Below are 25,363 nucleotides of genomic sequence, written 5' to 3'. Positions count from 1 at the left end.
CTAGACGGGGCGCAGTCATGTATGGTGCCTGAATGCCCGCGAATCGGACATCTATTGCGGAGCCCTGAGTGAACGACTTCATCATCATCGGCGGTGGCGTGATCGGCATGCTAACCGCCAGCCAGCTGGCCGAGGCCGGCCATGGCGTGACCCTGGTAGAGCGCGGTCGCTGCGGCGAGGAGGCCTCCTGGGCGGGCGGTGGCATCGTCTCGCCGCTTTACCCCTGGCGCTACAGCGAACCCGTCTCCCGGCTGGCCCGCGGCGCCGAGGTGGCCTACCAGGCCCTGAGCGAAAGCCTGCTGGCCAACACCGGCATCGATATCGAGTATCGCCGCAAGGGGCTGCTCTACCTGCGTGTGGACGACGGCGAGCGCGCCTTTGCCTGGGCCCAGCGCCAGGGCTGGCCGCTGGAGCGAGTCGATGCCGGCTTCATCTACCGCCAGGAGCCCTGGCTGGCCGAGGGGCTCGGCGAAGGCCTATGGATGCCAACCCTGGGCAGCGTGCGCAACCCGCGGCTGTGCCGGGCGCTGCGCACCCGCCTGAATGCCCTGCCTAACGTGACACTGCTGGAGCATGCTGCGGTTCAGCGGCTGAGCGTCGTGCAGGGCCGCGTCCGTGGGGTCGAGACGACTCGCGGCCGCCTCGCCGCCGACCGGGTCATTCTCTGTGGTGGCGCCTGGAGCGGCGTGCTGCTGGCCGAGCACGACGTGGCGATGCCGGTGCGGCCGGTAAAGGGGCAGATGATGCTGTTCGTCACCCCGCCCATGCCGGGCGGGCGACAGCTGCTCGAACGGGTGGTGCTGGCCGATGGCCGCTACCTGATTCCGCGCGGCGATGGCCGGGTGCTGGTCGGCTCGACCCTGGAGCAGGCCGACTTCGACAAGAGCACCACCGAGGAGGCGCGCGAGTCGCTGTGGCACAGCGCCGTGGCGATGCTGCCGGCGCTGGCCGAGTGCCGGGTCGAGCACCACTGGGCCGGACTGCGCCCGGCGGCCCCGGACGGCATCCCCTTCATCGGCGCCGTGCCCGGCATCGAGGGGCTCTTCGTCAATGCCGGGCACTTCCGCAACGGCCTGGTACTGGCGCCGGCGGCGACCCGGCTACTGGTCGACCTGCTGCTCGAGCGGGAGCCGGCCATCGATCCCACGCTCTATCGCCCGGCACGGCGTCTCGGGCGTGCAGGCTAACCACGCTGGGCAGCCTGGATGGCTGTCAGTGCAATGGTGTAGACGATGTCATCCACCAGCGCCCCCCGCGAGAGGTCGTTGACCGGCTTGTTGAGGCCCTGCAGCATCGGCCCCACGCTGACTACCCGCGCACTGCGCTGCACCGCCTTGTAGGTGGTGTTGCCGGTGTTGAGATCAGGGAACACGAACACCGTGGCACGCCCCGCCACCGGCGAGTCGGGCGCCTTCTGGCGCCCCACGCTCTCGATGGCGGCGGCGTCGTACTGCAGAGGGCCGTCGATCAGCAGGTCCGGTGCTTGCTCGCGGGCCAGGCGCGTGGCCTGGCGCACCTTATCGACATCGGCACCGCTGCCGGACTCGCCGGTGGAGTAGCTGATCATCGCCACCCGCGGCTCGATGCCGAAAGCCTGGGCCGATCGGGCGCTCTGGATGGCGATCTCGGCCAGCGCCTCGGCGTCGGGATCGGGGTTCACCGCGCAGTCGCCGTAGACCACCACCTGCTCCGGCAGCAGCATGAAGAAGATCGATGACACCTGGCGGTAGTCGGCGGCGGTCTTGATCAGCTGGAAGGCTGGCCGCACGGTGTTGGCGGTGGTATGAACGGCGCCGGAGACCAGGCCGTCGACTTCGTCGAGCTGTAGCATCATGGTGCCCAGCACCACATTGTCCTGAAGCTGGTCCTCCGCCGTCAGTTCGTTCACCTTACCCCGGCGGCGCTCCACCATGGGCGCCACATAGCGGCTGCGAATGTGCTCGGGGTCGAGAATCTCGAGTCCTTCCGGCAGCTCGATGCCACGATTGCGGGCGACCTCTTCCACCTCTTCGCGGCGGGCCAGCAGCACGCAGTTGGCGATGCCGCGGCGCTGGCAGATGGCAGCGGCCTCCACGGTGCGCGGCTCGCTGCCCTCGGGCAGGATGATGCGCCGGTTGGCACGTTGAGCCAGCTTCACCAGTTGATAGCGGAACGCCGAGGGCGACAGCCGGCGGGTGAAGCCCCGACTGAGGTGATCCTTGAGCCACTGCAGATCGAGGTGGCCGGCCACGAAGCGGGTCACCTGCTCGGCGCGCTCCTGATCGTCCATGGGTATGTCGTTGCCCATCCGCCCCAGGTTCTTGGCCGTGGTGAAGCTGTCGGTGTCTACCGCCAGTACCGGCATGCCGGTCTTCAGCGCCGGGCGGCACATCTCGATCATGTTGTCGTTGGGCATGAAGCCGTTGGTCAGCAATACGCCGGCCATGGGCACGCCGTTCATGGTGGCCAGCGCCGAGGCCAGCACGATGTCGTCGCGATCCCCCGAGGTAACGATCAGGCTTCCGGGACGGAACGCATGCAGGGCATTGGCTGCGCTGCGGGCGCACAGACTGGTGGAGAGTACCCGGCGATTGGCGGCCTCGCCCTCGTTGAGAAATTGAGCGCCGAGTGCTCGTGCCACGTCGACTACCCGAGGGGCAATCAATGCCGGGTTGTAGGGCACCACGCCGATCAAGTGAAAGCGGTCGGTGGCGAGTGCCGGCGAATGGCGGCGCAGTTCGGCAAGAAACGCATCGTCGAGCAAGACGCTGCTGGTGCCGGGGGCCAGCGTCGGCTCCTCGCCGCCGGCCAGGTTCTGCATGCGCATCAGGATGCAGCCCAGGGTGCGGGTGGAGCCAACGCCGCCGAAGGCCCGGGCGTGCATGTCGAGCTGCTCGGCAAGGGCCTCAGGAGCGGCGGCATCCCCGCTGCCAACCAGTATGGCACGCGCATTCAGCGCATGGGCCAGCTGCGTGTTGAGCTGGGTGGCATAGGTGCCGTGGGCGGTGGGCACCACCCCCTCGACCACGATCAGGTCAGGCGTGGTGCCGTTGTGTTCGGCCACAGCTGCATCGTACAGCTCGATTACCTGCTCCATCAGCACGTCCAGGCGGTCCTGACGCAGCAGGCGTTCCATGTCGGCCTGGGCGATGGGAGCGGGCGGGCGCAGTCCCAGGGTGCTGCTCACCAGGGCGGTGGAGCGATCGGGCCCGGGGCCGTTCAGCTCGTCCTGGCGGAACGGCTTGAGAAAACCGGTCTTGAGGCCGAGAGTGTCGAGGGCCTGCATCAGCCCCAGGCTGGCCGATGTCAGGCCGACCCCGACACCGGTGGGTACCATGAGCAATACCTGAGTATGCGGTCGTGCGTCCTGTGCTCTCATTCAGCGGCCTCTTCCAAACGCTGGCGGGTTTCGGTGGCGATCTGCCCCTCCTCATCGGTAGGAATGATCCACAGCTGGCGGCCGCCGGTGTCGATGCGGCCCTCTCGTCCACGGATCGTTTCGCTGTTGGCAGTGGGGTCGAGCTGCAGGTCGAAGTGCGGCAGCAGGGCAATCACTCGCTCGCGGACTTGGGCGGAGTTTTCGCCAATGCCGCCAGTGAAGACCAGGCCGTCGAGCCGTGGCAGGGCGCAAGAGAGCGCCGCCAGGGATTTGGCGATGCGGTAGCAGAAAACCTCGATGGCAAGCGCAGCCCCCGCATGCCCCTCAGCCTCGGCTGCCTCCAGCTCACGCATGTCATTGGTCAACCCCGATAGTCCCAGCAGGCCGCTGCCACGGTTGAGAACCTCATCGATACGCTCGATGGTCCAGCTGAGCTGGCGCGATAGATGTGCATGCAGGCCTGGGTCGACGTCACCGCTGCGTGTGCCCATCACCACTCCTTCTAGGGGGGTCAGGCCCATGCTGGTATCGAGACTCTTGCCCTGCCAGACGGCGCAGGTGGAGCAGCCGTTGCCCAGGTGGGCGGTGAGCCAGCCGCCTCCCTCCAGGCCGCTCAGCGCGTCGGCTCGCCGGCTGACATAGGCGTGGCTGGTGCCGTGAAAGCCATAGCGGCGGATGGAGTGGTCGCGGTAGAGCGCTTCAGGCAGGGCGTAGCGGTAGGCCCGCGGCGGCAGGCTCTGGTGGAAGGCGGTATCGAACACCGCCACCTGTGGCAGGTCGGGAAACAGGCGCCGAGTGGCCGTGACCCCAGCCAGATTGGCCGGATTATGCAGTGGGGCGAGGGCGGAGGTGCGCTCGATGGCTGTGACCACAGCGTCGTCTATCAGCGCAGCGCGGGTAAAGTGCTCACCGCCATGCACGATGCGATGACCGACCGCCACCGGCAGGCGCCCCTCGAGACGCTCGAGGATGGCTTCCAGTGCTGTGGCATGGTCGGCGCTGCCCAGCGGCTGTTCGAAAGGCTCACCCAGGCTGTTGCTGCCCTTGAGCCGTGCGTCACTGCTGCCCAGTCGCTCGGCCAGCCCCGCCAGCCGTGGCCGATCGGGATCCACGGGAATGAGTGCGTACTTGATCGATGAGGAGCCGCAATTGATCACCAGTACCGATGTGTCCATCAGTTCTCCGCGTGGCAGACAGTAGGGGGCAGCATAGACATAAGACCTAAGTCTATCATCATGACGATGCCAATAGTGGGTTACTGCCGGTTGCACCAGGTGACTCGATTCCGGCTTTGGGTCGAGGGGGGAAGGCTGGCATGCTAGGCGCTTCGCTGTCTGGACTCTCGCCATGCCCGCATCATTGAACGCACCTCTCCTGCTGCCCCGCCATCTCGCCATTGCCATCTTGGTCGCCGTCGCGACGCTGTTCGCCAGCAATCACGTTGCTGCACGCCTGGCTTTCGACGAGGGCACCGGCTTGTTGCTGGCCGTGCTGGTACGCTCGGCAACGGCGCTAGCCGTGCTGGTCGTGCTGTTTCTCTGGCAGCGCAAGCGCTTCTCCTTTCCGGCCAGGGCCGGGCGTTGGCAGCTACTGGCCGGCCTGATGGTGGCCATCCAGAGCCTGTGTCTCTATGCGGCGGTGGCGCGAATTCCCGTGGTCGTGGCGCTGCTGCTGATGAATACCTTCCCCATCCAGTTGGCACTGCTGACCTGGGCCTTGGGTGGGCCGCGTCCGACGCTGCGTGCCGCACTGATCATGGCGGCGATTCTGGTCGGTCTGGTAGTCGTGCTCGATATTCCCGCCTGGCTGGCGACACCTGAAACGCTTGGCCCGGAGTGGTTGCCGGGAGTCGGCTTTGGCCTGGGTGCGGCGGCGGCCTTTTCCGTGGCGCTGTGGACCACCGAGCACCACCTCAGCGAGGTAGGCAGTACCTTGCGCAGCTTGCTGACCATGCTTACGGTGCTGGTGCTGATGATAGTTGCCGGCATGCTGCAGCTGGTACCAGGGGGAATGGCACTGCCGGCCAGCCCCATGGGTTGGAAAGCCCTGGCCGCGCTGGCGCTGTTCTACAGCGTGGCGTTTTCGGTGCTCTTCATCAGCGTGCCGCGCCTGGAGATGGCGCGCAACGCGCCGGTGATGAATGTCGAGCCCGTGGCCTCGCTGCTGCTGGGCTATCTGGTCCTCGGTCAGCTGCTTTCCGGCACTCAACTGCTCGGGGGAGCGATCGTGCTGGCTGGCATCGTGACGCTCAGCCTCTCGCCTCGTTGAAATCCCAGCTGGCTGTTACAAGCCGAAACCAACTCTCGATGGGATCGGCTTGATGTCCCCAAACCCCTGTACCACACTGGGAGCCGGTGTATGGAAACACTGTTTCTTAATGGAGGTGCAGATATGAAACTGCTAGCCGTTCCCGCTACCATCGTGATGGCCGGAGCCTTTGTTACCACGGCTCAGGCGCAGCAGACTCAGACCCAGCCTCAGGCCCAGCCGCAGCCTCAGGCCCAGTCGCAGCCTCAGACTCAACAGCAGACGCAGGGTCAGACTCAGCAACAGGCTCAGGGCCAGACCCAGCAGCGCACCCAGGCCCAGGGGCAGGCTCAGCCCCGTACCCAGGCTCAGGCCCAGGCGCCGATGTATCCCCAAGGTTATATTGGCGCCGATGCCATGTACTGGGACTTCAGGCAGGATGACGGGCCTTCGGGCGATTCCGCTGGCCTGCGTCTGCGCGGCGGCGCCCAGTTCAATGACTATTTCGGTGTGGAAGCGCATCTGGGCACTGGCGGCTCGGATGGTCCGGTCGAGCTGGATTACCTGATCGGGGCCTACGGGAAAGGGATCCTGCCGCTCTCCGAGGAGTTCCGCCTTTATGGTCTGGCCGGTATCACTGAAGTCGATTTCGACGACGGCCGTGAGGATGGCGTGTCCTATGGTGCCGGTGCGGAGTTCGATATCGCACCGAACTTTGCCGTCGGCGCTGACTACATGCGTTACCTGGATCGCTCAGAGCACACCTTCGATGCGGCAAGCGTCGGTCTGCGCTTCCGTTTCTAAGCCCTGCCGCAGGCAGCAAACGCAAAGCGCCCCTGGCCGTGGCCGGGGGCGCTTCGTTCAGCCCGGGCTGCTACAAGCCTGGGCTGTCGGGCCACTTGCCCTGCTCCTTCCATTTGGCCAGCAGCGTGGGGAGACGTCTCAACTCCGCCGTTTCCACGACTTCTACCCTCAGGCCCTGCAAGCGCTGCAGCTCGGTGAGCCGTCGGCGCGACTTGTCGAACTCGCCGCAGGCCAGCAGTACACGCGTCGCCGAAAGCCCTGCGGAATGGTTGAGCATGCCGTGCAGGCGCTTCAGGCCCTGTTCGATACAGGCTTCAGCGCCGGGGCGAGCAATCAGACTCTCGACAAACAGCAGCTGATTGCGCTCCACCGCCAGGCAATCGGTTACCACCGGGTCGGCATTGTGCTGCCCGCGCAGGTCGAGCAGATGCGCTGCGGCACTGAGCTGGCTCAGTCCCGCCTCCCTGGCGCTGAGCCAGGTGTACTCGGTCAGCCAGCCGCCGCCCACGTAAAAAGCCCCCTGAGGTGAGGTGAGCGAGAGCTGCCGCGGCGTATCGCTTTTCCACTCCAGCATGCCGGCCTCGCTCAGGGCGGTCAGGGCGTCGGTGGCGGGAAAGCGCGGCGTAGCGTGAAGCTGCTGCCTGTCGGCACCGGGACGCAGCTCAGGGCCGTTATGCGGGTCAGGGGTGGCCAGTGCACCTCCCTCGCCGTGCACCATGCCATGCAGCTCGCCAAGCAGGCCGGCGAGTCGGTCGGCATGATGCGCCAGATACTGGGTCAGGCTCCTGCGGCGCTGGCAGGCTGCCTGCCAGCTGCCGCCATCGGAGAGTGCCCGAACCCGCTTGTAGCCGTTGGCCTGAAGATAGCGGTCGATGTCGAGCACCGGCTCCATGGCCAGCACCTCCGGCTCGCAGTCGGCGACATCACCGGCCATGCGGTAAAGCGCTCCGACCTGGGTGTCTACGTAGAGCCAGTCGGGAGCGCAGCGCCGCATGGCATGCTGCAGCAGCAAGGCCGTGAGCGTGCTGCAGCCGCTCACGTCCAGCGTTACCAGCAGGGATGAGTTGTCGAACTGCTGTCGCTGAAGATAGTCGGCCAATGAATTGGCATAAGCCGCACACTGCCGGGGGTCGTCGATGGCAAGGCTGGCGCGCGTCTCGATCTCTGTGTCCGTAGGCATTTCGTGGCGCAGCAGGATCGCTACCCGCTCGGCAGCCTGCGCCGATGCCCGGCAGGGCACCAGTACGATCCGCTGCGGGCGCAGCTGCAGGATCGGTATCAGGCACTTCTCGGGACGCTCGGTTACCAGTGCGACGTGCAGGTGTGGCATAGACTCCCTCCGCCCTTGGTCCTGGCCGTTTGCTTCAGGCTACATCCATGTACTCCATGCTGTCGCCTGCGGCGACAAAAAAACACGCCGGCCACTGGGCCGGCGTGTGCGGAGCCCATGCGGGCCTACACCTCCTTGTAGAGCTCGGCGCCCTCCTGGCGGAACTTCTCCGCCTGCTCCTCCATGCCCTTCATGACGGCTTCGGCATCGCCATCCAGGCCATGTTCGGCGGCGTAGTCGCGCACCTCCTGGGTGATCTTCATGGAGCAGAACTTGGGCCCGCACATGGAGCAGAAGTGGGCCACCTTGGCGGAGTCCTTGGGCAGGGTCTCGTCGTGGTACTCGCGGGCAGTGTCCGGGTCGAGGCCGAGGTTGAACTGGTCCTCCCAGCGGAACTCGAAGCGCGCCTTGGACAGGGCGTTGTCGCGGCGCTGGGCGGCCGGGTGACCCTTGGCGAGATCGGCGGCGTGAGCGGCGATCTTGTAGGTGATGATGCCGGTCTTGACGTCGTCCTTGTTGGGCAGGCCCAGATGCTCCTTGGGCGTGACGTAGCAGAGCATGGCACAGCCGTACCAGCCGATCATGGCCGCGCCGATGCCGGAGGTGATGTGGTCGTAGCCCGGGGCAATATCGGTGACCAGCGGGCCGAGAGTGTAGAAGGGCGCCTCGTCGCAGTACTCGAGCTGCTTGTCCATGTTCTCCTTGACCAGGTGCATGGGCACGTGGCCGGGGCCTTCGATCATCACCTGCACGTCGTGCTTCCAGGCGATATGGGTCAGCTCGCCCAGCGTCTTGAGCTCGGCCATCTGCGCCTCGTCGTTGGCGTCGGCCACCGAGCCGGGACGCAGCCCGTCGCCCAGCGAGAAGGCCACGTCGTACTGCTTGCAGATCTCGCAGATCTCCTCGAAGTGGGTGTAGAGAAAGCTCTCCCGGTGATGGAACAGGCACCACTTGGCCATGATCGAGCCGCCGCGGGAGACGATGCCGGTGACGCGTTTGGCGGTCAGCGGCACGTAGCGCAGCAGCACCCCGGCGTGGATGGTGAAGTAGTCCACCCCCTGCTCGGCCTGCTCGATCAGGGTGTCGCGGAATACCTCCCAGGTGAGATCCTCGGCCACCCCATTCACCTTCTCCAGCGCCTGGTAGATCGGCACCGTTCCGATGGGCACCGGGGCGTTGCGGATGATCCACTCCCGGGTCTCGTGGATGTTCTGTCCGGTGGAGAGGTCCATGATGGTGTCCGCGCCCCAGCGGATGCCCCAGGTCATCTTGTCCACCTCCTCCTCGATGGAGGAGGTCACCGCCGAGTTGCCGAGATTACCGTTGATCTTCACCAGGAAGTTGCGGCCGATGATCATCGGCTCGGACTCCGGGTGGTTGATATTGCAGGGGATGATGGCGCGGCCGGCGGCTACTTCGGCGCGCACGAATTCCGGGGTGATCTCTTCGGGCAGGCGGGCGCCGAAGCCCTGGCCCGGATGCTGATGGCCGAGGATACGCTCCACCTCGGCGGTCCCCAGGGCCTGACGGCGCTGGTTCTCGCGAATGGCGATGAACTCCATCTCCGGGGTGATGATCCCCTGGCGGGCGTAGTGCAGCTGGGTGACGTTCTTGCCTGCCTTTGCGCGTCTTGGGGTACGGGGCAGGTCGAAGCGCAGCTGGGCCAGGGTGGGATCGTTGGCGCGGCGCTTGCCGTAGTCGCTGGTGGGGCCGTCGAGGAACTCGGTGTCGCCGCGCTCCTCGATCCAGGCGCGGCGCAGCTCGGGCAGGCCGCGGCGCAGGTCGATCTCAGCCTGCGGGTCAGTGTAGGGGCCGGAGGTGTCGTAGACCAGCAGCGGCGGGTTCTCTTCATCGACACCGGAGGTCTTGGTCGGTGACAGCGAGATCTCGCGGAAGGGTACGCGAATGTCGGGGCGCGAGCCTTCGACGTAGAGCTTGCGCGAGCCGGGCAGCGGCTGGATGGCGGCCTCATCGACCTTGGCGGTCTCGGCGAGGAAGTGGGCGGTCTTGCTCATGGGTAGCGATCCTTGTTGCGTTTGTTGTCAGGGGGGAGGGCTCAGAGGCTGCGGTCGAGCCCCATCTGCCAGAAATCGATCTCGAGCCGGGTGGCATCGCGGAATACCTCCACGAGTTCGTCGAAACGTGCCGGGGTGACGTCGGCCAGGCGGGCGTCGAGCCAGGCCAGTTCCGCCTGCATGGCGGCCTGGAACTCCTCGCCTTCGTACATGGCGATCCAGGCCTCAAAGGGGTTGGCGTGGCCGCGCAGGGTGTTTGGCTGGGCGCCCAGCCAGTTGGCGATCTCGCCGTAGCCCACCAGGCAGGGAGCCAGCGCCACGTGGAGGTCGAGCAGGTCGCCGCGGTTGCCGGTATCCAGCACGTAGCGGGTGTAGGCCATGGTGGGGCGGGCCTCGGGCAGCGCGGCCAGCTCCGCCTCGGAGATGCCCCATTCGCGGCAGTAGCCCACGTGCAGGCCCAGCTCCACGTCGACGATGGCCTTGAGCCCCTCATGGGCCTGGCGCAGGTCGGCCAGGGTGCGGCTCTTGTAGGCGGCCAGCGCATAGGCGCGGGCGAAGTGAATCAGGAACAGGTAGTCCTGCTGCAGGTAGTGGCGAAAGGCGCCTTCGTCCAGGGTGCCGGCGCCCAGGCCGCGAACGAAGTCGTGCTCGATATAGGCGCGCCAGTCGTCGTGGCAGGTGCGGGTCAGGTCGGTGAAGCGGTAGCCCATCTTGCCTCCGGTGGTGAAACGAATCCGGAGCGCGGGCGAAGGGGAGAAGAGCGGCTCGGGGCTGAAGAGGGGAGTGCTGGTGCCCTGGCCACCGCTTGATTCCTACGCCGGTACGAGCCGGATCAGGTTCAACGGGCCCCGCCGTGACGACGCGTCTGCAACAGACAAGTCGTATGGCGATCTCAGCCGGTTCCACCGGCACCCCGTCAAGCGTTGAGGCCAGTCTAGCAGGTCGGCGGCCGCTTTCCAGCCATCCGTTTCACTCGATTCAATCCAGAGGTTCATTCCGCCTGAATGTCGAGGCGCTCGAACCAGGCCTCGCTCACGGGCAGCTCCAGCTCGCTGGCGGGCAGCCCGCTGGCGTACCACGAGCGGGCGTTGCGCAGCTGCCAGCGGCGTCTGCCCTCGTCGATCTCGATGCCCAGCCGCAGCGGGCCATAGCGAGCGAAGGCGCGACCGGCGAGCTGGGCGTCGCGCAGGGCGAGGTTGGCCAGTAGTTCCAGGCGCTCGCCGCCCTGCACGGCGAGATTCTCCAGCCGTACGGTGTCCTCGTTCAGCATGACCCGAGCCTCGCCGTGTACCTCGCCGAGGGTGAGGCGTTCACGCAGCCAGCGTCGTTCGCGGGCGGCATCGACGAGCAGATTCACCAGCAGGCCGCTGTCGCGCATGGCCAGTTCCAGTTGGGCGTCGAGTTCGAGTGGCCGCTCCCAGCGCATGCGTCCCTCGGGCAGCTCGAGCCGCGCCCACCAGCCGTGGCTGAGGCTGCCGCCGGCATCCGCCAGGCGCACGCCGTCGAGACTGAGCCGCGAGCCTGAGATGTCGAAGTCGAGATTCTCCAGGTCGCCTTCGGCGAGCCGGGTCTCCAGATGCAGGGCGCCCTCGAGCGTCTGCTCGTGCAGGGCGAGGCGGGCGTCCGGTGCATGCAGCTCCAGCCGGCCGCTGGCGCGCATGCCATCGAGCTGCAGGTGAGTGGCGATACGGGCCTGGCCGGCGAGCAGCTCGATGGCGCCGCCCTGGGGCAGGTAGTCGTTGAGCGCGGCCAGGTCCGGAGCCACCAGATGGGGAAGCGCGATCCGCGTACTCAGCTCGCGCAGCCCCTCGGGCAGATCGAAATGACGTGCGCGGCTGTGAATGTTAAGCAGCCGACCCTCGATCAAGGCGCCTTCGTCCGCCTGACGGCGCAAGCCGAAGCGGGGCAGGGACAGGCTGAGCTCGGCGCCGGGGTCGTCGACCGTTACGCTCAGCGAGCCGTCGCCGAAGGCCTCGTAGTGCATGAAGCGGGCGCCGAGCCGCTGGGAGTGTACGCGCAGCTGACTACCGGGCGTGGCTGCGCCGTCGCTGAAGTCCAGGTCGGCGCTCAGGCGTCCGCCACCCTGAATGGCCAGGCCGTGTTCGTCGGGCAGAAAGGCGTTGAGAAAGCTGAGCCGGTCGAGCAGTCCGTCCAGCCGCAGCGTGCCGGAAAGCGGTCGGCGCGGCGCCTCGCTGCCGGGCCAGTCGAAGCCGCCCTGGAGCCTTGCCTGACGGACCACCAGTTGGGTACGCAGGGGCTCGGCGCCGTTGGTCGAGGCATCGAGAGTCAGGCGACTGCCGGAGAGGTCCAGGCGCTGGCTGGCGGGGTGGAGGTTGCGTAGCTCGAGGGTCAGCTCCAGTTCCCCTTCGAACGCTTCCTGCAACAGGCGGCCACGAATGGCGTCGCCGGCCAGCGTGGCCCGGCCTTGGGCGCGCTCATCGTCGAGCAGCAGCTGCCCATTGCTCTCGGCCTGGCCGCCGTGCAGCCGCAGTGGGGCCGCTGGCGGCAGGTAGGCATCGAGCACGCTGACGTCGGGGATGCGCGCGCCGCGCCACTCGATTTCCGCGGTGTCGGGGCGTGTGGCCTGTGGGTGCGCCTGAGCGGCAGCGGCAAGTGCGAGGTGCTCGGCCTGGAACAGCCGGCGACCATCGCTGAGGCGGGCGAGATCCACCTCACCGAAGATGAGCTCCAGGCTCGCCTGGGGGTGGGGCTCGCCGGGCGTCAGGGCCAGATGGGCGCGGCCGTCACCCCGGGCGTGAAAGTCGAGAAAGCGGGCACCGAGCGCCTCGGATCGAACGTCGAGCCGGCTGCCGGGCAGCGGCTGGCCGTCGCGAACCTGAAGCGCGCCATCGAGCCGGCCGCCGCCCCGCAGGGCAAGGCCGCGCCCATCGAACACTCCGCTGAGAAAAGGGTCTAGCACGGCGAGATTGGCGACATGGCCGTGCAGCGCCAGCTGCGCCTGCCATGGCGTCTCGCCATCGCGCAGGGCATCATCGTCCAGTTCGCGCCACGCCAGCGGCGAGCGAAAGCGGGCGGTGGGCAGTTCGAGGGCAGTGGTGAGCGGCTGCGCCTCGCCAGGGGCGGCTGCCTCGAGCGCGAAGCGCGTGCCGGAAACGTCCACTGCGCCGAGTTCCACGTCGAGTTCGACGATGGGCAGGTGCAGGCCGAGCCGGCCGGTCAGTGGCTGTTCGCCGAGGCGCACCGAGATGGCCTCTCCGGTGAGGTCGAAACCGCCGGCCAGGCGCTCGGCGTCATAGACGAGCCCGCCCTGGAGTCGTGCCGAACCGCCTTCCAGCGTCAGCGGCACGGGTGGCGGCAGGTAGCGTGCGAAGGCGGCGATATCGAACGCCTCGGCGTTGCGCCAGTGCAGTTCGGCGCGCTGCAGTTCGTCCGGCGGGGCGTGCAGGCGCAGCACCGGGGTCTCCAGCGCCAGCCGGAACCCTTCGCCGCCGAGCAGCGGCTGGGCCGTGGTGGCGAGCGAAGCGTCGGGTGTTGCTTCGGTCATCTCTATGTCGTCGAGCTCAAGCGCCAAGCGCGCGCTTTGCGCCACCTCGACCTCGACGGCACCGGAGCCGTCGATGTGGTAGAGCGCGCCCGTTTCCAACCAGTGGCGCTCGTCGAGCCGCACGCTCAGGCGAGGGGAGTCCAGGCGCAGACGGCTGCCCGGCAGCACCTCACCGCGCTCGATGGCGATATCGCCGGTGAGGTCGCCGCGCCCGTCGATCTCGAGCCAGCCCAGCGCGGCGAGGTAGGGATTGAAGACGTTGTAGGCGTCGCTGCGCCCGGCCAGGGTGAGGTTGCCGGAGACGAAGCGTGCCGCCTCGCCGCCAGGGTGTTCGGCCAGGATCAGCGGGGCCAGGCGAAGGCCGGCATCCAGCGCCACGCCTTCCACCAGTACCGCATCGCCATGCAGCACGGCGCCCTCGTCCAACTGCAGCGAAACGCGCTCGGCGCCGATCTCGCCGGCGCGCCAATGGAAGCCAGCCAGTTGCAGGGTGCCGCTGCCCTGCAGCCGGTAGGCGTCGAGGCTGGCCTGACGGATTCCCTCGGCGTCGAGGGAGCGAATCTCCACTTCCCGCTCGAGCAGGGGAGTGAGGGCGAAACGCAGAGAGGCGCGCTCGGCCGCCAGGGTGAAGTCACGCTCGGCGGCGCTGCCGGCCAGGCGCAGTTGGGTCACCTGGAGCTGGCCGGGAATGAGTGTCCAGGCACGTTCCCACTCCAGGGAGAGCCGCGGCGTGCGGTCGAGCTGGGCGCGACCCCAGGCGCTGGCGAGCAGGGCGTTGGCGGCAACGAGGTAGAGCGCGTAGAGCATGGCCAGAAAAAGCATGAGCCATGGCAGTGCCTTCATTAGCCTGGGGCGGATCATAGCTGGCGCTCTCGGCCTCGAGGCATTCGTCTTCCCCCGGCACGAACGGCGGCGTCACCGTTCAGTAGAGTCGAAACTCCTGATGGTTCGGCACGCCCTGCTGCTCTTCGATCACCTTGCGGTAGCGCTTGTATTCCCACTGGTACTGGGCCGGATCCAGGGCGATGGCGTCTTCCACGCAGGCGTTGACGCCGGTGGCCGACTGCTCCTCGTCGGTGGCGTAGACCCGCTCGTCGGCGGCGAGGAAGTGAATGGCGAAGCCGCGGCCGGGAAGGCGCCGGGCCACGCCGGTCACGACCCGGGCGTCGGTGCGAGCCACCAGCTTGGGCAGCAGGGTCGCGGTATAGGCCAGGCGGTGGTAGAAGGGCGCGAACACGCCACTGCCCCAGTTGGGCTCCTGGTCGGGCAGGATGCCAATGGCTTCGCTGCGCTTGAGCGCCTTGAGCAGGGCGGCGACGCCGCGAGGGTTGGTCGGTACCAGGCTCGCTCCCATGCGCTCGCGGCCCTGGCGAATCACTGGATCGAGTTCGGCAATCTTGGGCGGTTCGTACATGGCGGTGAAGGGAAAGTGGCTCGAGAGCCAGAAATTCAGCACCTCCCAGTTGCCGAAGTGCGGTGCCAGCACGATCACGCCGCGCCCTTCCGCTCGCGCGTCGTCGAGTAGTTCACGACCGTGAACCTCGAGAATCGATGCCTCGACTCGCTCTGGCGCTCCCATCCAGGCGAACCCCAGCTCGAGCATGGTCGCGGTGGAGTGGGTGAGGCTCTCCCGCGCCAGCCGGCGACGCTCGCTTGGTGCCTGCTCCGGGTAGACTTCGGCAAGGTTGATCTCGGTGACCGTACGCTCGCGCCGGCTGAGGCGATGTACCAGCGGTCCGGCGGTGCGAGCCAGGCGCCAGAGCATGGCCAGATTGCGGCCTGCCAGGACTCGCCAGAGGCCGGCAATGGCGCGCCCTTGAAGGGTGGCGGTGCGGGGTTGCTCGCTCATGGACTCAGATCAGCCAGGATTCCACGTTGTCGGGTGCACGCTGCTCCTGCAGGCGCTTGATCCCTTTTACGCAGCGAATCACCAGCCAGACCACCGCCAGCAGCCAGGTCATGAAGCCGATCATCACCAGGGTGAGAATGCCGGAGACGGCAAAGTAGAGCAGCGATAGCCAGAAGGTACGGATCTGATAACGGTAGTGCTCGTCGTACCAGTCAGGCCCCTGGCCGCGGTAGACGTAGGCGATCACCACGCCGATCACGGCCGTCAGGCCTCCGCTGACCACGCCGGCCAGGAACAGGGCATAGACGACGATAGGCAGGGTGATATCGGGCTTCTGGTTCGGCTCGATGACGTTGCGGTTGTCAGGACTTTCGTTCATGAAACATCCAGTCGATCGTGATTTTGCCTCCATGATACCGGGCACGGGCGACATTGCCAGGCAGCTTACTCCACCGCTTCCTTCAGCGGCCGGCTGATCTCCAGCAGGTTGCCGTCGGGGTCGCGCAGGTAGAGGGACTCGATGGCGCCGTTGGCACCCTGACGAGTGACCGGGCCCAACTCCACCTCGACATCGAGAGCTTCCAGGTGTCGCTCTACCTCGTCAAGCGGCAGCAGGCTGCGCAGGCAGAGATCCAGGCTTCCCGGCGTGGGGGTAGCGGCACGCGGCTCGATATCCGTGGCCGTCCAGTGAAGGCGCAAGGCGATATCACCCAGCATCAGGTCGACGCGTTCACGATCCCGGTACCTCACCTCGAGACCGAGTACCCGCGAATAGAAGTCCACGGCGCGGGAAATGTCGGTCACGGTGATGACCAGGTGGTCCAGACCTGACAGCATTGCCGGCCTCCTTGTTATGATCCGTTTTCGTTAAACTCTGGCTCGCCAGGCCCCAAAGGATACGACGATGCCGAGTTGCCCGCTATGTGGTTGCCCATATTTGCGACATTTTCATCGTGATGCACGACGCGACTATCTCCGTTGCGAGACCTGCCGGCTGGTATTCGTGCCGCCTGAGCAGCGACTGTCGCCCGAGCGGGAAAAGGCCGTCTACGATCAACATGAAAATCATCCCGATGACCCGGGCTATCGGCGATTCCTGTCACGCCTGTTCGATCCGCTGCGAAGTCGTTTGGTGCCGGGCGCCGAGGGCCTCGACTTCGGGGCCGGCCCAGGGCCGACGCTATCGGTCATGTTCGAGGAGGCGGGGTATCCCATGGCGATCTACGATCCATTTTATGCGCCGGACCCCGCCGTGCTCGAACGCCGGTACGACTTCATCACAGCCACCGAGGTGGTGGAGCACCTCTTTTCTCCGGGGCATGAGCTGGAGCGGCTCGCGGCCCTGCTGCGTCAGGGTGGTTGGCTTGGCTTGATGACCAAGCGGGTAGCCAGCGAGGAGGCCTTTGCCCGCTGGCACTACATTCTCGACCCCACCCATGTCTGCTTCTTCAGCGAGGCGAGCTTCGAATGGCTGGCGCAACGACTGAGCATGAGCGTCGAGTTTCCCGCGGCGGATGTCGTCATGCTGCAAAAGCAGTGAGCGCCGGCTTGGCGTTTTAGTCTGTTTTTCACCCTGCTTGCGGGCCTTTTTTCTGGCTCCTCGTCGAGGGGCGTGTTAAGCCATTGACATGGGGGCTGCACGGCGTATGATTCGCGCGCCCCGCACCCGCGTTGATCGTGCTGATTTGCCATGCCAGTGCGTTGGGCAGCGTTTCACGGCATTCTCTGCCATCTTCTTCCCTTTACCTTTTCTGCAGTCGGAGAGGCGCGCCTATGTCGCGGCAATTGCTGGCCATGGCCCTGGCTCCCTTGTTGGGGCTGTTCATTCTGGGAATCGGCAACGGCTTTCTGGCCACGCTGATTACCCTGCGCTTGGATGCGGCTGGCGAATCGCCGGTGGTGATCGGCTGGGTCTCCTCGGCCTATTTCATCGGCTTGGCGCTGGGCGCCATGTTTAACGATCGGTTGCTGCTGCGCATCGGCCACATTCGCGCCTACGGCAGCTTCGCCTCGCTGGTGGCGGTCACGGTGCTGCTGCAGGCGCTGATTTTCGATCCCTGGGCCTGGTTTGCACTGCGCCTGGTTGGCGGTTGGGCCACCGTGGGGGTGTTCCTGGTCATCGAGAGCTGGCTGCTTACCTCGGGCGACCAGAAGGTCCGCGGCAGGCTGCTGGCGCTCTACATGATCTCGCTGTATGCCGCCGGTGTGATTGGCCAGCTGCTGCTTGGGGTCACCGATGCCATGGGCGAGACTGCGCCGTTCATGGTCATCGGCATGCTGGCTTCGCTCTCGGTATTGCCCATGGCCATGATCCCGCGAGTGTCGCCGCTGATCGAGAACGCCGAGCCGCTCTCGCCTATGCGACTCATCACGCTGACCCCCACCGGGGTCATGGGCAGCTTCGGCTCGGGCCTGGCGGTGGCTGCCGTCTATACGCTGCTGCCGCTCTATCTGCAGCGTGTGGGGCTCAGCGTGGCTCAGGTAGGCCAGATGATGGCCGTGGTGATCCTGGGTGCGATGCTGCTGCAATATCCCATCGGGCGCTGGTCCGATCGCCATGATCGCCAGATCGTGCTGATCCTGATCGGCGCTTTCTGCGTGCTGATTTCGGCCGGCATGCTGCTGCTGCCGCTGACCACCTGGGTGCTGGCGGCGCTGCTGTTCCTGCTCGGCGGCGGAGTGTTTGCCCTCTATCCGGTGGCAGTGAGCCATGCCGCTGACCGGGCGCCGGCGGGGGCGCTGGTACGCATGAGTCAGGGGCTGCTGCTGATCAATGCCATCGGCTCGACGGTGAGCCCGCCCTTGATCTCGCCGGCCATGGCCTGGGTGGGCGACGCCGGGCTGTTCTGGGCCTTCGGCTTCCTCGGCCTGTTCCTGGTGGCCTTCTTCACCTGGCGACGCAGCGTGCGTCCGGCACCGCTGCCGGTCGCTCCGTTCTCGCCCAACACCCCGATGTCTCCAGCGGGCGCCGAGCTGACCGTGACCGAGGAGCTGGTGCAGGGGGCCATCGAGCACGAGCACGTGGAGGATCTTTCCAGTGCAGTGCCGGAGGTTGAGGTGGCGGAACCCGTGGTCGGGCCACCGCCCCCGGACGAGCCTCACATCGTCTTCTATCATGATGACGATGACGTGGTGTACGGCGAGCAGGAAAAGGAAGCGCTCGACGGCGATTCTCGACGCTGAAGCTGCTGTTACTCCCATGACGCCCGATGCCCTCGCATCGGGCGTTTTTATTGCGTACTCAAGCGCGGGGCGCTGGCCACCAGGCTGCGACCTAGTGATAATGGCCAACGAAAAGTAGTATATCTACTATCTTCCCTATCATTTTCCTGAGGTGGACCCATGTTTCCTTTCGCTGCGCCCGTACGAGACCTTCGCTTTGTGCTCGAGGAACTTCTCGAGCACCGTTCGCTCGATCTGCCCGGCTTCGAGGAGGCGACTCCAGACCTGGTCGAGGCGGTGCTGGAGGAGGCGGCCAAGCTGGCCGGCGAAGTGTGGGCGCCGCTCAATGCCAGCGGCGACCGCCAGGGCTGCATGCGCCGGGAAGATGGTGGTGTGACCCTGCCGAATGGCTTTGCCGAGGCCTATCAGGCCTATGTCGAAGGCGGCTGGAACGGTATCGGCGTCTCCGAGGCGCTGGGCGGCCAGGGGCTGCCCGAGGTGGTGGCCAGCAGCGTGCAGGAGATGCTGCATGGCGCCAATATGGCGCTGGGGCTGTGCCCGATGCTCACCGCCGGTGCCATCGAGGCGCTGGCCCATCATGGTAGCGATGCACTCAAGGAGACTTACCTGCCCAAGCTGGTCGAGGGCAGCTGGACCGGCACCATGAACCTCACCGAGCCTCAGGCCGGCTCCGACCTTTCCAAAGTGCGCACCCGCGCCGTGCCCCAGGAGGACGGCAGCTACCGCCTCTTCGGCCAGAAGATCTTCATCACCTGGGGCGAGCACGATGCCAGCGAGAACATCATTCACCTGGTGCTGGCGCGCAAGCCCGACGCACCCGAGGGCAACAAGGGCATCTCACTGTTCCTGGTACCCAAATATCTGGTCAATGCCGATGGCTCGCTGGGGGAGCGCAACGACGTCACCTGCGCCTCCATCGAGCACAAGCTGGGCATCCACGGCTCGCCCACCTGCACCCTGAGCTTCGGTGAGAACGACGGCGCCATCGGCTACCTGGTGGGTGAGGAGGGGCGCGGCCTCAACCACATGTTCACCATGATGAACGAGGCGCGGCACAAGGTCGGCATCCAGGGTATCGGCGTGGCCGAGCGGGCCTGCCAGCACGCCTTCGCCTACGCCCTGGACCGAACCCAGGGACGCAGTCCGCGCTCCGGGCGTGACGACTGCACCATCAGCGACCACCTCGACGTGCGCCGCATGCTGCTCTCCATGCGGGCGCGTACCGACGCGCTGCGTGCCCTGGCGCTCTATTGTGCCGCCCAGCTCGACGTGGCCCGGCACGGTGCTGCCGGTGAGCGCGAGGTGGCCCAGGCCCGTGCCGATGTGCTGATCCCCGTAGTGAAAGCGTTTTCAACCGACCAGGCCGTGGACATCGCCTCCCTGGGTGTGCAGGTGCATGGCGGCATGGGCTTCATCGAGGAGACCGGGGCCGCTCAGCTGCTGCGGGACGCTCGCATCGCGCCGATCTATGAAGGCACCAATGGCATCCAGGCCCTCGACCTCGCCGGGCGCAAGCTTCAGCGTGATGGCGGTGCGGCGCTGGCTGGCTTGATCGAGGAGGTCGAGGCTACGGCGAGCGAGCTGAGCGAGAACGGTGAACACGCCGCAATGGGCGAAAGCCTGGCCGCCGGCGCGGCCGATCTCGAGGCTGCCATGCAGCTCGTGCTCGAGGCGGGACGCGACCCCGAGCAGGGGGCGGACGCCATCCAGGCCTACGCCACCCCCTTCCTCAGCCTGGCCGGCCACGTGCTGTGCGCCTGGCAGATGGGGCGCGCCGCACTCCGGGCCAGTGCCGCGCAGGCCAGCGGCAATAGCGAGCCCTTCTACCAGGCCAAGCAGGCGGCCGCCGACTTTGCCCTGCGCCACTGGCTGCCCGTCGGCCGTGCCAACCGCAGCGTGATCGAGGCGGGCATGAAGAGTCTGGCCGACTATCGAGTCACCCCCTCCTGAGCCGTTACCCCACCGGCCGTCACCTCGGCGGCCGGTGTCCTGGACAGCATCTATAAGAACGATATCCACTCGGAGCCACCATGAACAACAGCATCTTCGAACAGGGCCTGCCCAAGACACAGGCCAACCACGTGCCACTGTCGCCGCTGACCTTCATCGAGCGTAGCGCCTCCATTTACCCCGACTATCCGGCCGTGGTGCATGGCGATATCCGCCGCAGCTGGAGCGAGACCTGGACCCGCTGTCGCCGGCTTGCCTCGGCGCTGGAGCAGCGTGGCATCAAGCCCGGCGAGACGGTGGCCGCCATGCTGCCCAACGTGCCGGCCATGTTCGAGGCGCACTTCGGCGTGCCGCTGGCCGGCTGTGTGCTCAATACGCTCAACATTCGCCTCGACGCCGACGCCATCGCCTACATGCTCGAGCACGGCGAGGCCCAGGCGGTGCTGGTGGATCCGGAGTTCGCCGGGGTGATCGAGGAGGCGGTGTCGCGGCTGGCGATCAAGCCGCTGGTGATCGACGTCGACGATGTCCTGTTCGAAGGCGAAGCACGTCATATTGGTGAGGTCGAATACGAAGCGCTGCTGGCGGAGGGCGATCCGGAGTACGCCTACCGCCTGCCCGAGGACGAGTGGCAGGCGATCTCGCTCAACTACACCTCCGGCACCACCGGCAAGCCCAAGGGCGTGGTCTACCACCATCGCGGTGCTTACCTGAATGCGGTGAGTAACATCCTCGAGTGGGCCATGCCGCACCATCCCGTCTATCTCTGGACCCTGCCGATGTTCCACTGCAACGGCTGGTGCTTCCCCTGGACCATCGCCGCAAACGCCGGCGTCAGCGTCTGCCTGCGCCGGGTCGACCCGAAGAAGATCACCGACCTGATCGCCGACGAGAAGGTCACCCACTTCAGCGGTGCGCCCATCGTGCTCAACGGCCTGGTCAACCTTCCCGCCGAGCACCAGCGCGAGTTCGACCATCCGGTGAAGGTCACCACCGCCGGCGCTGCGCCGCCCGCCTCGGTGATCGCCGGGGTCGAGAAGCTGGGCATCGAGGTGACCCATGTCTACGGCCTCACCGAGGTCTACGGCCCGGTGACCGTGTGCGCCTGGCGCGAGGCGTGGGACGAGCTGTCGCTGGAGCAGCGGGCCAGGATCAAGGCGCGCCAGGGCGTGCGCTATCACATGCTCGAGGCACTCTGTGTGGCCGATCCCAACACCCTGGAGCCGGTGCCCAAGGATGGCCAGACCATTGGTGAGATCCTCATGCGCGGCAACAACGTGATGAAGGGCTATCTCAAGAACGAGGCTGCCACCGAGCAGGCGCTGGAAGGGGGTTGGTACCACACCGGCGACCTCGCCGTGTGGCACCCGGACGGCTACATCGAGATCAAGGATCGCTCCAAGGACATCATCATCTCCGGCGGTGAGAACATCTCCACCATCGAGGTGGAGGACGCCATCTACTCCCATCCCGCCGTGGAAGAGGCCGCGGTGGTGGCCAAGCCCGACGAGAAGTGGGGCGAGACGCCCTGTGCCTTCGTCAAGCTCAAGGTGGGCTATGGCGAGGTCAGCGAAGCCGACATCATCGAGCACTGCCGCCAGCATCTGGCACGCTTCAAGGTGCCGAAGACGGTGATCTTCACCGAGCTGCCCAAGACATCCACCGGCAAGATCCAGAAATTCGTCCTGCGCGAAGAAGCGCGCAAGCAGTGAAGGGGAGAAAAACATGAGTCAGCAATCCATCGGTGTGGTCGGCGCCGGCACCATGGGCCAGGGTATCGCCCAGGTCCTGATCACCAGCGGTTTTCCCGTGCAGCTTTACGACGTAGCCGACGATCAGCTCGGCCGCGCCCAGGCCGCCATCGACAAGGGCCTGGGCAAGCTGGTGGCCAAGGAGAAGCTCGCCGAGGCCGAGAAGAACGAGGCCATGGGACGACTGGCGCTGACCACCTCGCTCGAGGCGCTGCGTGGCTGTGAGGTGATCATCGAGGCGGCTCCTGAGCAGCCGGCGCTGAAGGAGAAGCTCTTCCGTGATCTCAGCCGCCTGAGCCACGATGCCATCCTGGCATCCAACACCTCGTCGCTGTCGCTGACCCGGCTCGCCGCGGTGTGCGAGCGTCCCGAGCGGGTGGTCGGCATGCACTTCTTCAACCCGGTGCCGGTACTCAAGCTGGTGGAGGTGATCCGCGCCGAGCAGACTAGCGATGCCACCGCGGCACGCATCGAGGAACTGACCCGGCAGCTGGGCAAGACGCCGGTGGCGATTGCCGACTCGCCCGGGTTTGCCGTCAATCGCCTGCTGATCCCGATGATCAACGAGGCCGCTTTCCTGCTGCAGGAGGGGGCGGCCAGCGCCGAGGACATCGACCAGTCGATGCAGCTCGGTGCCGCCCATCCCATGGGGCCGCTGGCCCTGGCCGACCTGATCGGCCTGGATGTCTGCCTGGCGATAATGGAGGTGCTGCAGGAGGGCTTCGGCGATCCCAAGTATCGCCCCTGTCCGCTGCTCAGGCGTATGGTGGCAGCCGGTTATCTGGGGCGGAAATCAGGACGCGGCTTCCACATATACCAGTAAGCGACGATTCACTACTGCGCTCGACGACCCACAGGGATGTGGGAAGTGCGTTGGTTCGTCGGGAACGAACCTAGCCATCCTGATTGCCGGCGGTCCCGAAGCGTCGGACCGTCGCTCTCCTCATGTAGCAGGCTACACTCCGGGAGCTGCGGTCCGGCGGCAACCAGCCTCTCATCGCTCGTGACGTGAATCGAGCGCTTCCTTTGCGCTAATTCACTCGACTTCATCTAACAGGGGATTGCCGACCAACCAAGCGTTCGCTAGGGTTGGTCGGTATCGTCCTGACTACAAGCAAGGAGCCCCAAATGAGCGAGAAGCTGATCGAGGTGGTCGACAACGCCGGCGTCGTGCGCCTGACCATCAACCGTCCCAAGGCGCTGAATGCGCTCAACAGTGCCGTGCTCAGCGAGCTTGAAGCGGTGCTCACCGAGCTCGAGCAGCGCAGCGATCTGCGCGCGGTGCTGATCACCGGGGCGGGTGAGAAGTCCTTCGTTGCCGGTGCCGACATCACCGAGATGCGCGACAAGACGCCGGAAGAGGCGCGTGCCTTCGCCAGCCAGGCCCTGCGTACCATCAAGCGACTGGAAACCCTGCCGGTGCCGGTGGTCGCCTTGGTCAACGGGTTTTGTCTTGGCGGCGGCTGCGAACTGGCGCTGGCCTGCGACTGGGCGGTAGCCAGCGACAACGCCATCTTCGGCCAGCCCGAGGTGCTGCTGGGTGTGATTCCCGGCTTCGGAGGCACCCAGCGCCTGCCGCGTCGCGTCGGACCGGCGATGGCGATCGACCTGGTCACCACTGGGCGCAAGATCGATGCCCAGGAGGCCCTGCGCATCGGCCTGGTCAACCGGGTCATGCCGCAAGCCGAGCTCGAGGCCTACGCCGAGGAGCTGACCAAGCAGCTGGCCGGCAACGGCCCCCAGGCGGTGCGCGCCTCCAAGCAGGCCGTACATGACGGCATGGATCAGGACCTCGACAGTGCCCTGGCGCTGGAAACCGCCCTGTTTGCCGTTTGCTTTGCGGGTGAGGAGCAGAAGGAGGGCATGACGGCCTTCGTCGAGAAGCGCAAACCCAACTTCTGATTCGCCCGCCATCTCGATACGAAACCGGCAGCGCGTTGATACGCACTGCCGGTTTTCGCTATCTGGTCAGCGGTGTCCTCAGACGACGGCGCGCCGACGCAGCCGGATCATGCCGGTGGCCACGGCCGTACCCACCAAGGTAATGGCCATGCCGACCATGATCTGCAGGCTGAGCCGCTCGTCCAGCAGCAGAAAGCCCCATAGCAGGGCGCTGACCGGCACCAGGAAGGTGACCGTCGAGGTGGCAGTGGCACCGGCACTCGAGATCAGTCCGAAGTAAAGCAGGAAGGCCAGCGTGGTACTGAAGATGGCCAGGCCCAGGCCATTGGCCCAGGCCAGGCCGCTGATCGGCTCGGCGGGCCACAGCCAGAGTCCCGGAATCAGCAGAAGCAGCGCCGACATGGCGGTACTGCCTGCCGCCAGTACCCGGACCGGCAGGTGTGCCAGGTAGGTCTTGGAGTAATTGCTGGCCACGCCGTAGCAGAGAGTGGCGCCGAGAACCGCAAGGATGAACCAGCCGTCACCGCCGAGGGCGAAATCCAGGCGGTTGGCAGAGAGCACATAGACGCCGATAAAGGCCAGGGCCAGGCCAAGATACTGCTGGCGTTGCACTGGCGTGGTAAAGAACAACGCTCCGATCAAGGCGGTGAAGATGGGCGTAGTCGCGTTGATCAAAGAGGTGAAGCCCGCTTCCAGTCGGATGGTGGCAATGGCCAGCAGCACGAAGGGTAGTACGTGGTTGACCAGTCCCAGCAGCAGCAGGCTGCCCTTGTACTCCCACACCAGCTTGAGGTAGCGCAGACTGAGCAGCAGCGGGATCAGCAGCAACGCGCCAATTCCCATGCGTACCAGTATCAAGGGCACCGGGCCGAATTCTGGCACGGCTACCCGCATGAAGATGAACGACATGCCCCACAGCGAGGAGAGGAGTATCAGGCGCAGGGAATCGGCCGGGGTCATGCGACGGTCCTTGGCGTCAGAGGGTGAACGAGGAGCGTAAACGAAACGGCTGGAAGATAGATAGCCTTCTATCCATCAATATTCGTGATGTGACGTATCAACGTCTTGCCTACCCGGCAGGCTCACCAATGACGACCCAGCCTTCGGGATCGACGCCAACCGGCACCGGGTCGAGTTCACACCCCAGGCCAAGACCGCCGGTGCCCTCGCCGGTGCGGGAGGAGAAGAGGGCGTCGTGATTGGTACAGCGAAGCGACTCGCCGTCCTGACTGAGAATCCGCGGGCCACGCTGGTCGAGCGGGAGGTATTGGTGGGGGCAGGCGTTGACATAGCCCAGCAGGGCATCCTCCAGGCGTACGATGAGCACGGGAAAACTTCCCTTCTCGCCCTGCAGCGTCAGGCTATGGGTAGTGCCAACGGCGAGCTCATCGAGTCGAACGAGGCGCGTGCCGAGTGCAGGAGCGCTGCGATATTGTTGCCATGCCTGTGTCATGCTCTTTCTCCTTGGC

20 protein-coding genes and 1 riboswitch are annotated in these 25,363 nt (G+C 66.1%); of the genes, 9 read left to right on the top strand and 11 right to left on the bottom strand.

The window, feature by feature from the left end:
- Positions 1-68: 68 nt before the first annotated feature.
- On the top strand, positions 69-1,187 hold the full coding sequence (gene thiO / locus H1D44_RS11920; RefSeq protein ID WP_181515075.1) for a glycine oxidase ThiO: 1,119 nt from the start codon (positions 69-71) through the stop codon (positions 1,185-1,187).
- Here the strand turns inward: thiO and pta are convergent.
- Together pta and H1D44_RS11910 are read right to left on the bottom strand one after the other, a co-directional pair.
- Positions 1,184-3,358 (bottom strand): phosphate acetyltransferase, encoded by a 2,175-nt coding sequence (gene pta, locus H1D44_RS11915; RefSeq protein ID WP_181515074.1) that lies wholly within the window; start codon positions 3,356-3,358, stop codon positions 1,184-1,186. The two genes, thiO and pta, sit on opposite strands and share 4 nt — an antisense overlap.
- Positions 3,355-4,533, bottom strand: coding sequence for an acetate/propionate family kinase (locus H1D44_RS11910; protein WP_181515073.1), 1,179 nt, complete (start codon positions 4,531-4,533; stop codon positions 3,355-3,357). The genes pta and H1D44_RS11910 overlap by 4 nt, the downstream gene beginning before the upstream one ends.
- Before the next feature lie 172 nt (positions 4,534-4,705).
- On the opposite strand from H1D44_RS11910, the gene H1D44_RS11905 reads away from it, so the two are divergent.
- Together H1D44_RS11905 and H1D44_RS11900 are read left to right on the top strand one after the other, a co-directional pair.
- Positions 4,706-5,626, top strand: a complete 921-nt coding sequence (locus H1D44_RS11905; protein ID WP_181515072.1) for an EamA family transporter — start codon at positions 4,706-4,708, stop codon at positions 5,624-5,626.
- A 123-nt stretch (positions 5,627-5,749) separates the two neighbouring features.
- On the top strand, positions 5,750-6,409 hold the full coding sequence (locus H1D44_RS11900; RefSeq protein ID WP_238984474.1) for a porin family protein: 660 nt from the start codon (positions 5,750-5,752) through the stop codon (positions 6,407-6,409).
- Positions 6,410-6,479: 70 nt separating this feature from the next.
- Here H1D44_RS11900 and H1D44_RS11895 read toward each other — a convergent pair whose 3' ends face one another.
- The 7 genes from H1D44_RS11895 to H1D44_RS11865 all read right to left on the bottom strand — a co-directional run bounded on the left by H1D44_RS11895 (position 6,480) and on the right by H1D44_RS11865 (position 15,945).
- Positions 6,480-7,739 carry a PDDEXK family nuclease gene (locus tag H1D44_RS11895; RefSeq protein ID WP_181515071.1) on the bottom strand — a complete coding sequence of 420 codons (1,260 nt, stop codon included), beginning with the start codon at positions 7,737-7,739 and terminating at the stop codon, positions 6,480-6,482.
- Between the two features lie 125 nt (positions 7,740-7,864).
- On the bottom strand, positions 7,865-9,754 hold the full coding sequence (gene thiC, locus H1D44_RS11890; protein WP_181515070.1) for a phosphomethylpyrimidine synthase ThiC: 1,890 nt from the start codon (positions 9,752-9,754) through the stop codon (positions 7,865-7,867).
- 41 nt (positions 9,755-9,795) lie between these two features.
- On the bottom strand, positions 9,796-10,464 hold the full coding sequence (gene tenA / locus H1D44_RS11885) for a thiaminase II (protein WP_181515069.1): 669 nt from the start codon (positions 10,462-10,464) through the stop codon (positions 9,796-9,798).
- An 82-nt stretch (positions 10,465-10,546) separates the two neighbouring features.
- Positions 10,547-10,680, bottom strand: a riboswitch (TPP riboswitch).
- Between the two features lie 65 nt (positions 10,681-10,745).
- A complete protein-coding gene (locus H1D44_RS11880; protein ID WP_181515068.1) occupies positions 10,746-14,081 on the bottom strand; it encodes a hypothetical protein in 3,336 nt (1,111 codons plus the stop codon).
- A gap of 100 nt (positions 14,082-14,181) precedes the next feature.
- Positions 14,182-15,108: a lysophospholipid acyltransferase family protein gene (locus H1D44_RS11875; protein WP_181515067.1), complete on the bottom strand. Its 927-nt coding sequence runs from the start codon at positions 15,106-15,108 to the stop codon at positions 14,182-14,184.
- A 4-nt stretch (positions 15,109-15,112) separates the two neighbouring features.
- On the bottom strand, positions 15,113-15,487 hold the full coding sequence (locus H1D44_RS11870) for a DUF4870 family protein (RefSeq protein WP_181515066.1): 375 nt from the start codon (positions 15,485-15,487) through the stop codon (positions 15,113-15,115).
- Positions 15,488-15,552: 65 nt separating this feature from the next.
- Positions 15,553-15,945, bottom strand: a complete 393-nt coding sequence (locus tag H1D44_RS11865) for a VOC family protein (protein ID WP_181515065.1) — start codon at positions 15,943-15,945, stop codon at positions 15,553-15,555.
- 67 nt (positions 15,946-16,012) lie between these two features.
- Between H1D44_RS11865 and H1D44_RS11860 the strand changes: the two genes are divergently transcribed.
- The 6 genes from H1D44_RS11860 (at position 16,013) to H1D44_RS11835 (ending at position 23,894) form a co-directional block, all read left to right on the top strand.
- Positions 16,013-16,648 (top strand): class I SAM-dependent methyltransferase, encoded by a 636-nt coding sequence (locus H1D44_RS11860; RefSeq protein ID WP_181515064.1) that lies wholly within the window; start codon positions 16,013-16,015, stop codon positions 16,646-16,648.
- A 233-nt stretch (positions 16,649-16,881) separates the two neighbouring features.
- Entirely contained in the window at positions 16,882-18,291 is a 1,410-nt protein-coding gene (locus H1D44_RS11855; RefSeq protein WP_181515063.1) for an MFS transporter, read from the top strand.
- A 159-nt stretch (positions 18,292-18,450) separates the two neighbouring features.
- Positions 18,451-20,241: an acyl-CoA dehydrogenase gene (locus H1D44_RS11850; protein ID WP_181515062.1), complete on the top strand. Its 1,791-nt coding sequence runs from the start codon at positions 18,451-18,453 to the stop codon at positions 20,239-20,241.
- A gap of 80 nt (positions 20,242-20,321) precedes the next feature.
- On the top strand, positions 20,322-21,953 hold the full coding sequence (locus H1D44_RS11845; protein WP_181515061.1) for an acyl-CoA synthetase: 1,632 nt from the start codon (positions 20,322-20,324) through the stop codon (positions 21,951-21,953).
- A gap of 13 nt (positions 21,954-21,966) precedes the next feature.
- Positions 21,967-22,815, top strand: a complete 849-nt coding sequence (locus H1D44_RS11840; RefSeq protein WP_181515060.1) for a 3-hydroxybutyryl-CoA dehydrogenase — start codon at positions 21,967-21,969, stop codon at positions 22,813-22,815.
- Positions 22,816-23,120: 305 nt separating this feature from the next.
- Positions 23,121-23,894: an enoyl-CoA hydratase-related protein gene (locus H1D44_RS11835; protein ID WP_181515059.1), complete on the top strand. Its 774-nt coding sequence runs from the start codon at positions 23,121-23,123 to the stop codon at positions 23,892-23,894.
- 78 nt (positions 23,895-23,972) lie between these two features.
- On the opposite strand, the gene H1D44_RS11830 is transcribed toward H1D44_RS11835, so the two are convergent.
- Both H1D44_RS11830 and H1D44_RS11825 read right to left on the bottom strand, forming a co-directional pair.
- Complete coding sequence (locus H1D44_RS11830) at positions 23,973-24,854, bottom strand: DMT family transporter (protein WP_181515058.1); 882 nt, start codon at positions 24,852-24,854, stop codon at positions 23,973-23,975.
- Positions 24,855-24,963: 109 nt separating this feature from the next.
- Positions 24,964-25,347: a Rieske (2Fe-2S) protein gene (locus H1D44_RS11825; RefSeq protein ID WP_181515057.1), complete on the bottom strand. Its 384-nt coding sequence runs from the start codon at positions 25,345-25,347 to the stop codon at positions 24,964-24,966.
- Positions 25,348-25,363 lie beyond the last annotated feature (16 nt).

This window comes from Billgrantia kenyensis (genome assembly GCF_013697085.1).
GTDB classification, from domain to species: Bacteria; Pseudomonadota; Gammaproteobacteria; order Pseudomonadales; family Halomonadaceae; genus Halomonas; species Halomonas kenyensis.
This window is presented reverse-complemented; position numbering and strand designations above follow the sequence as displayed.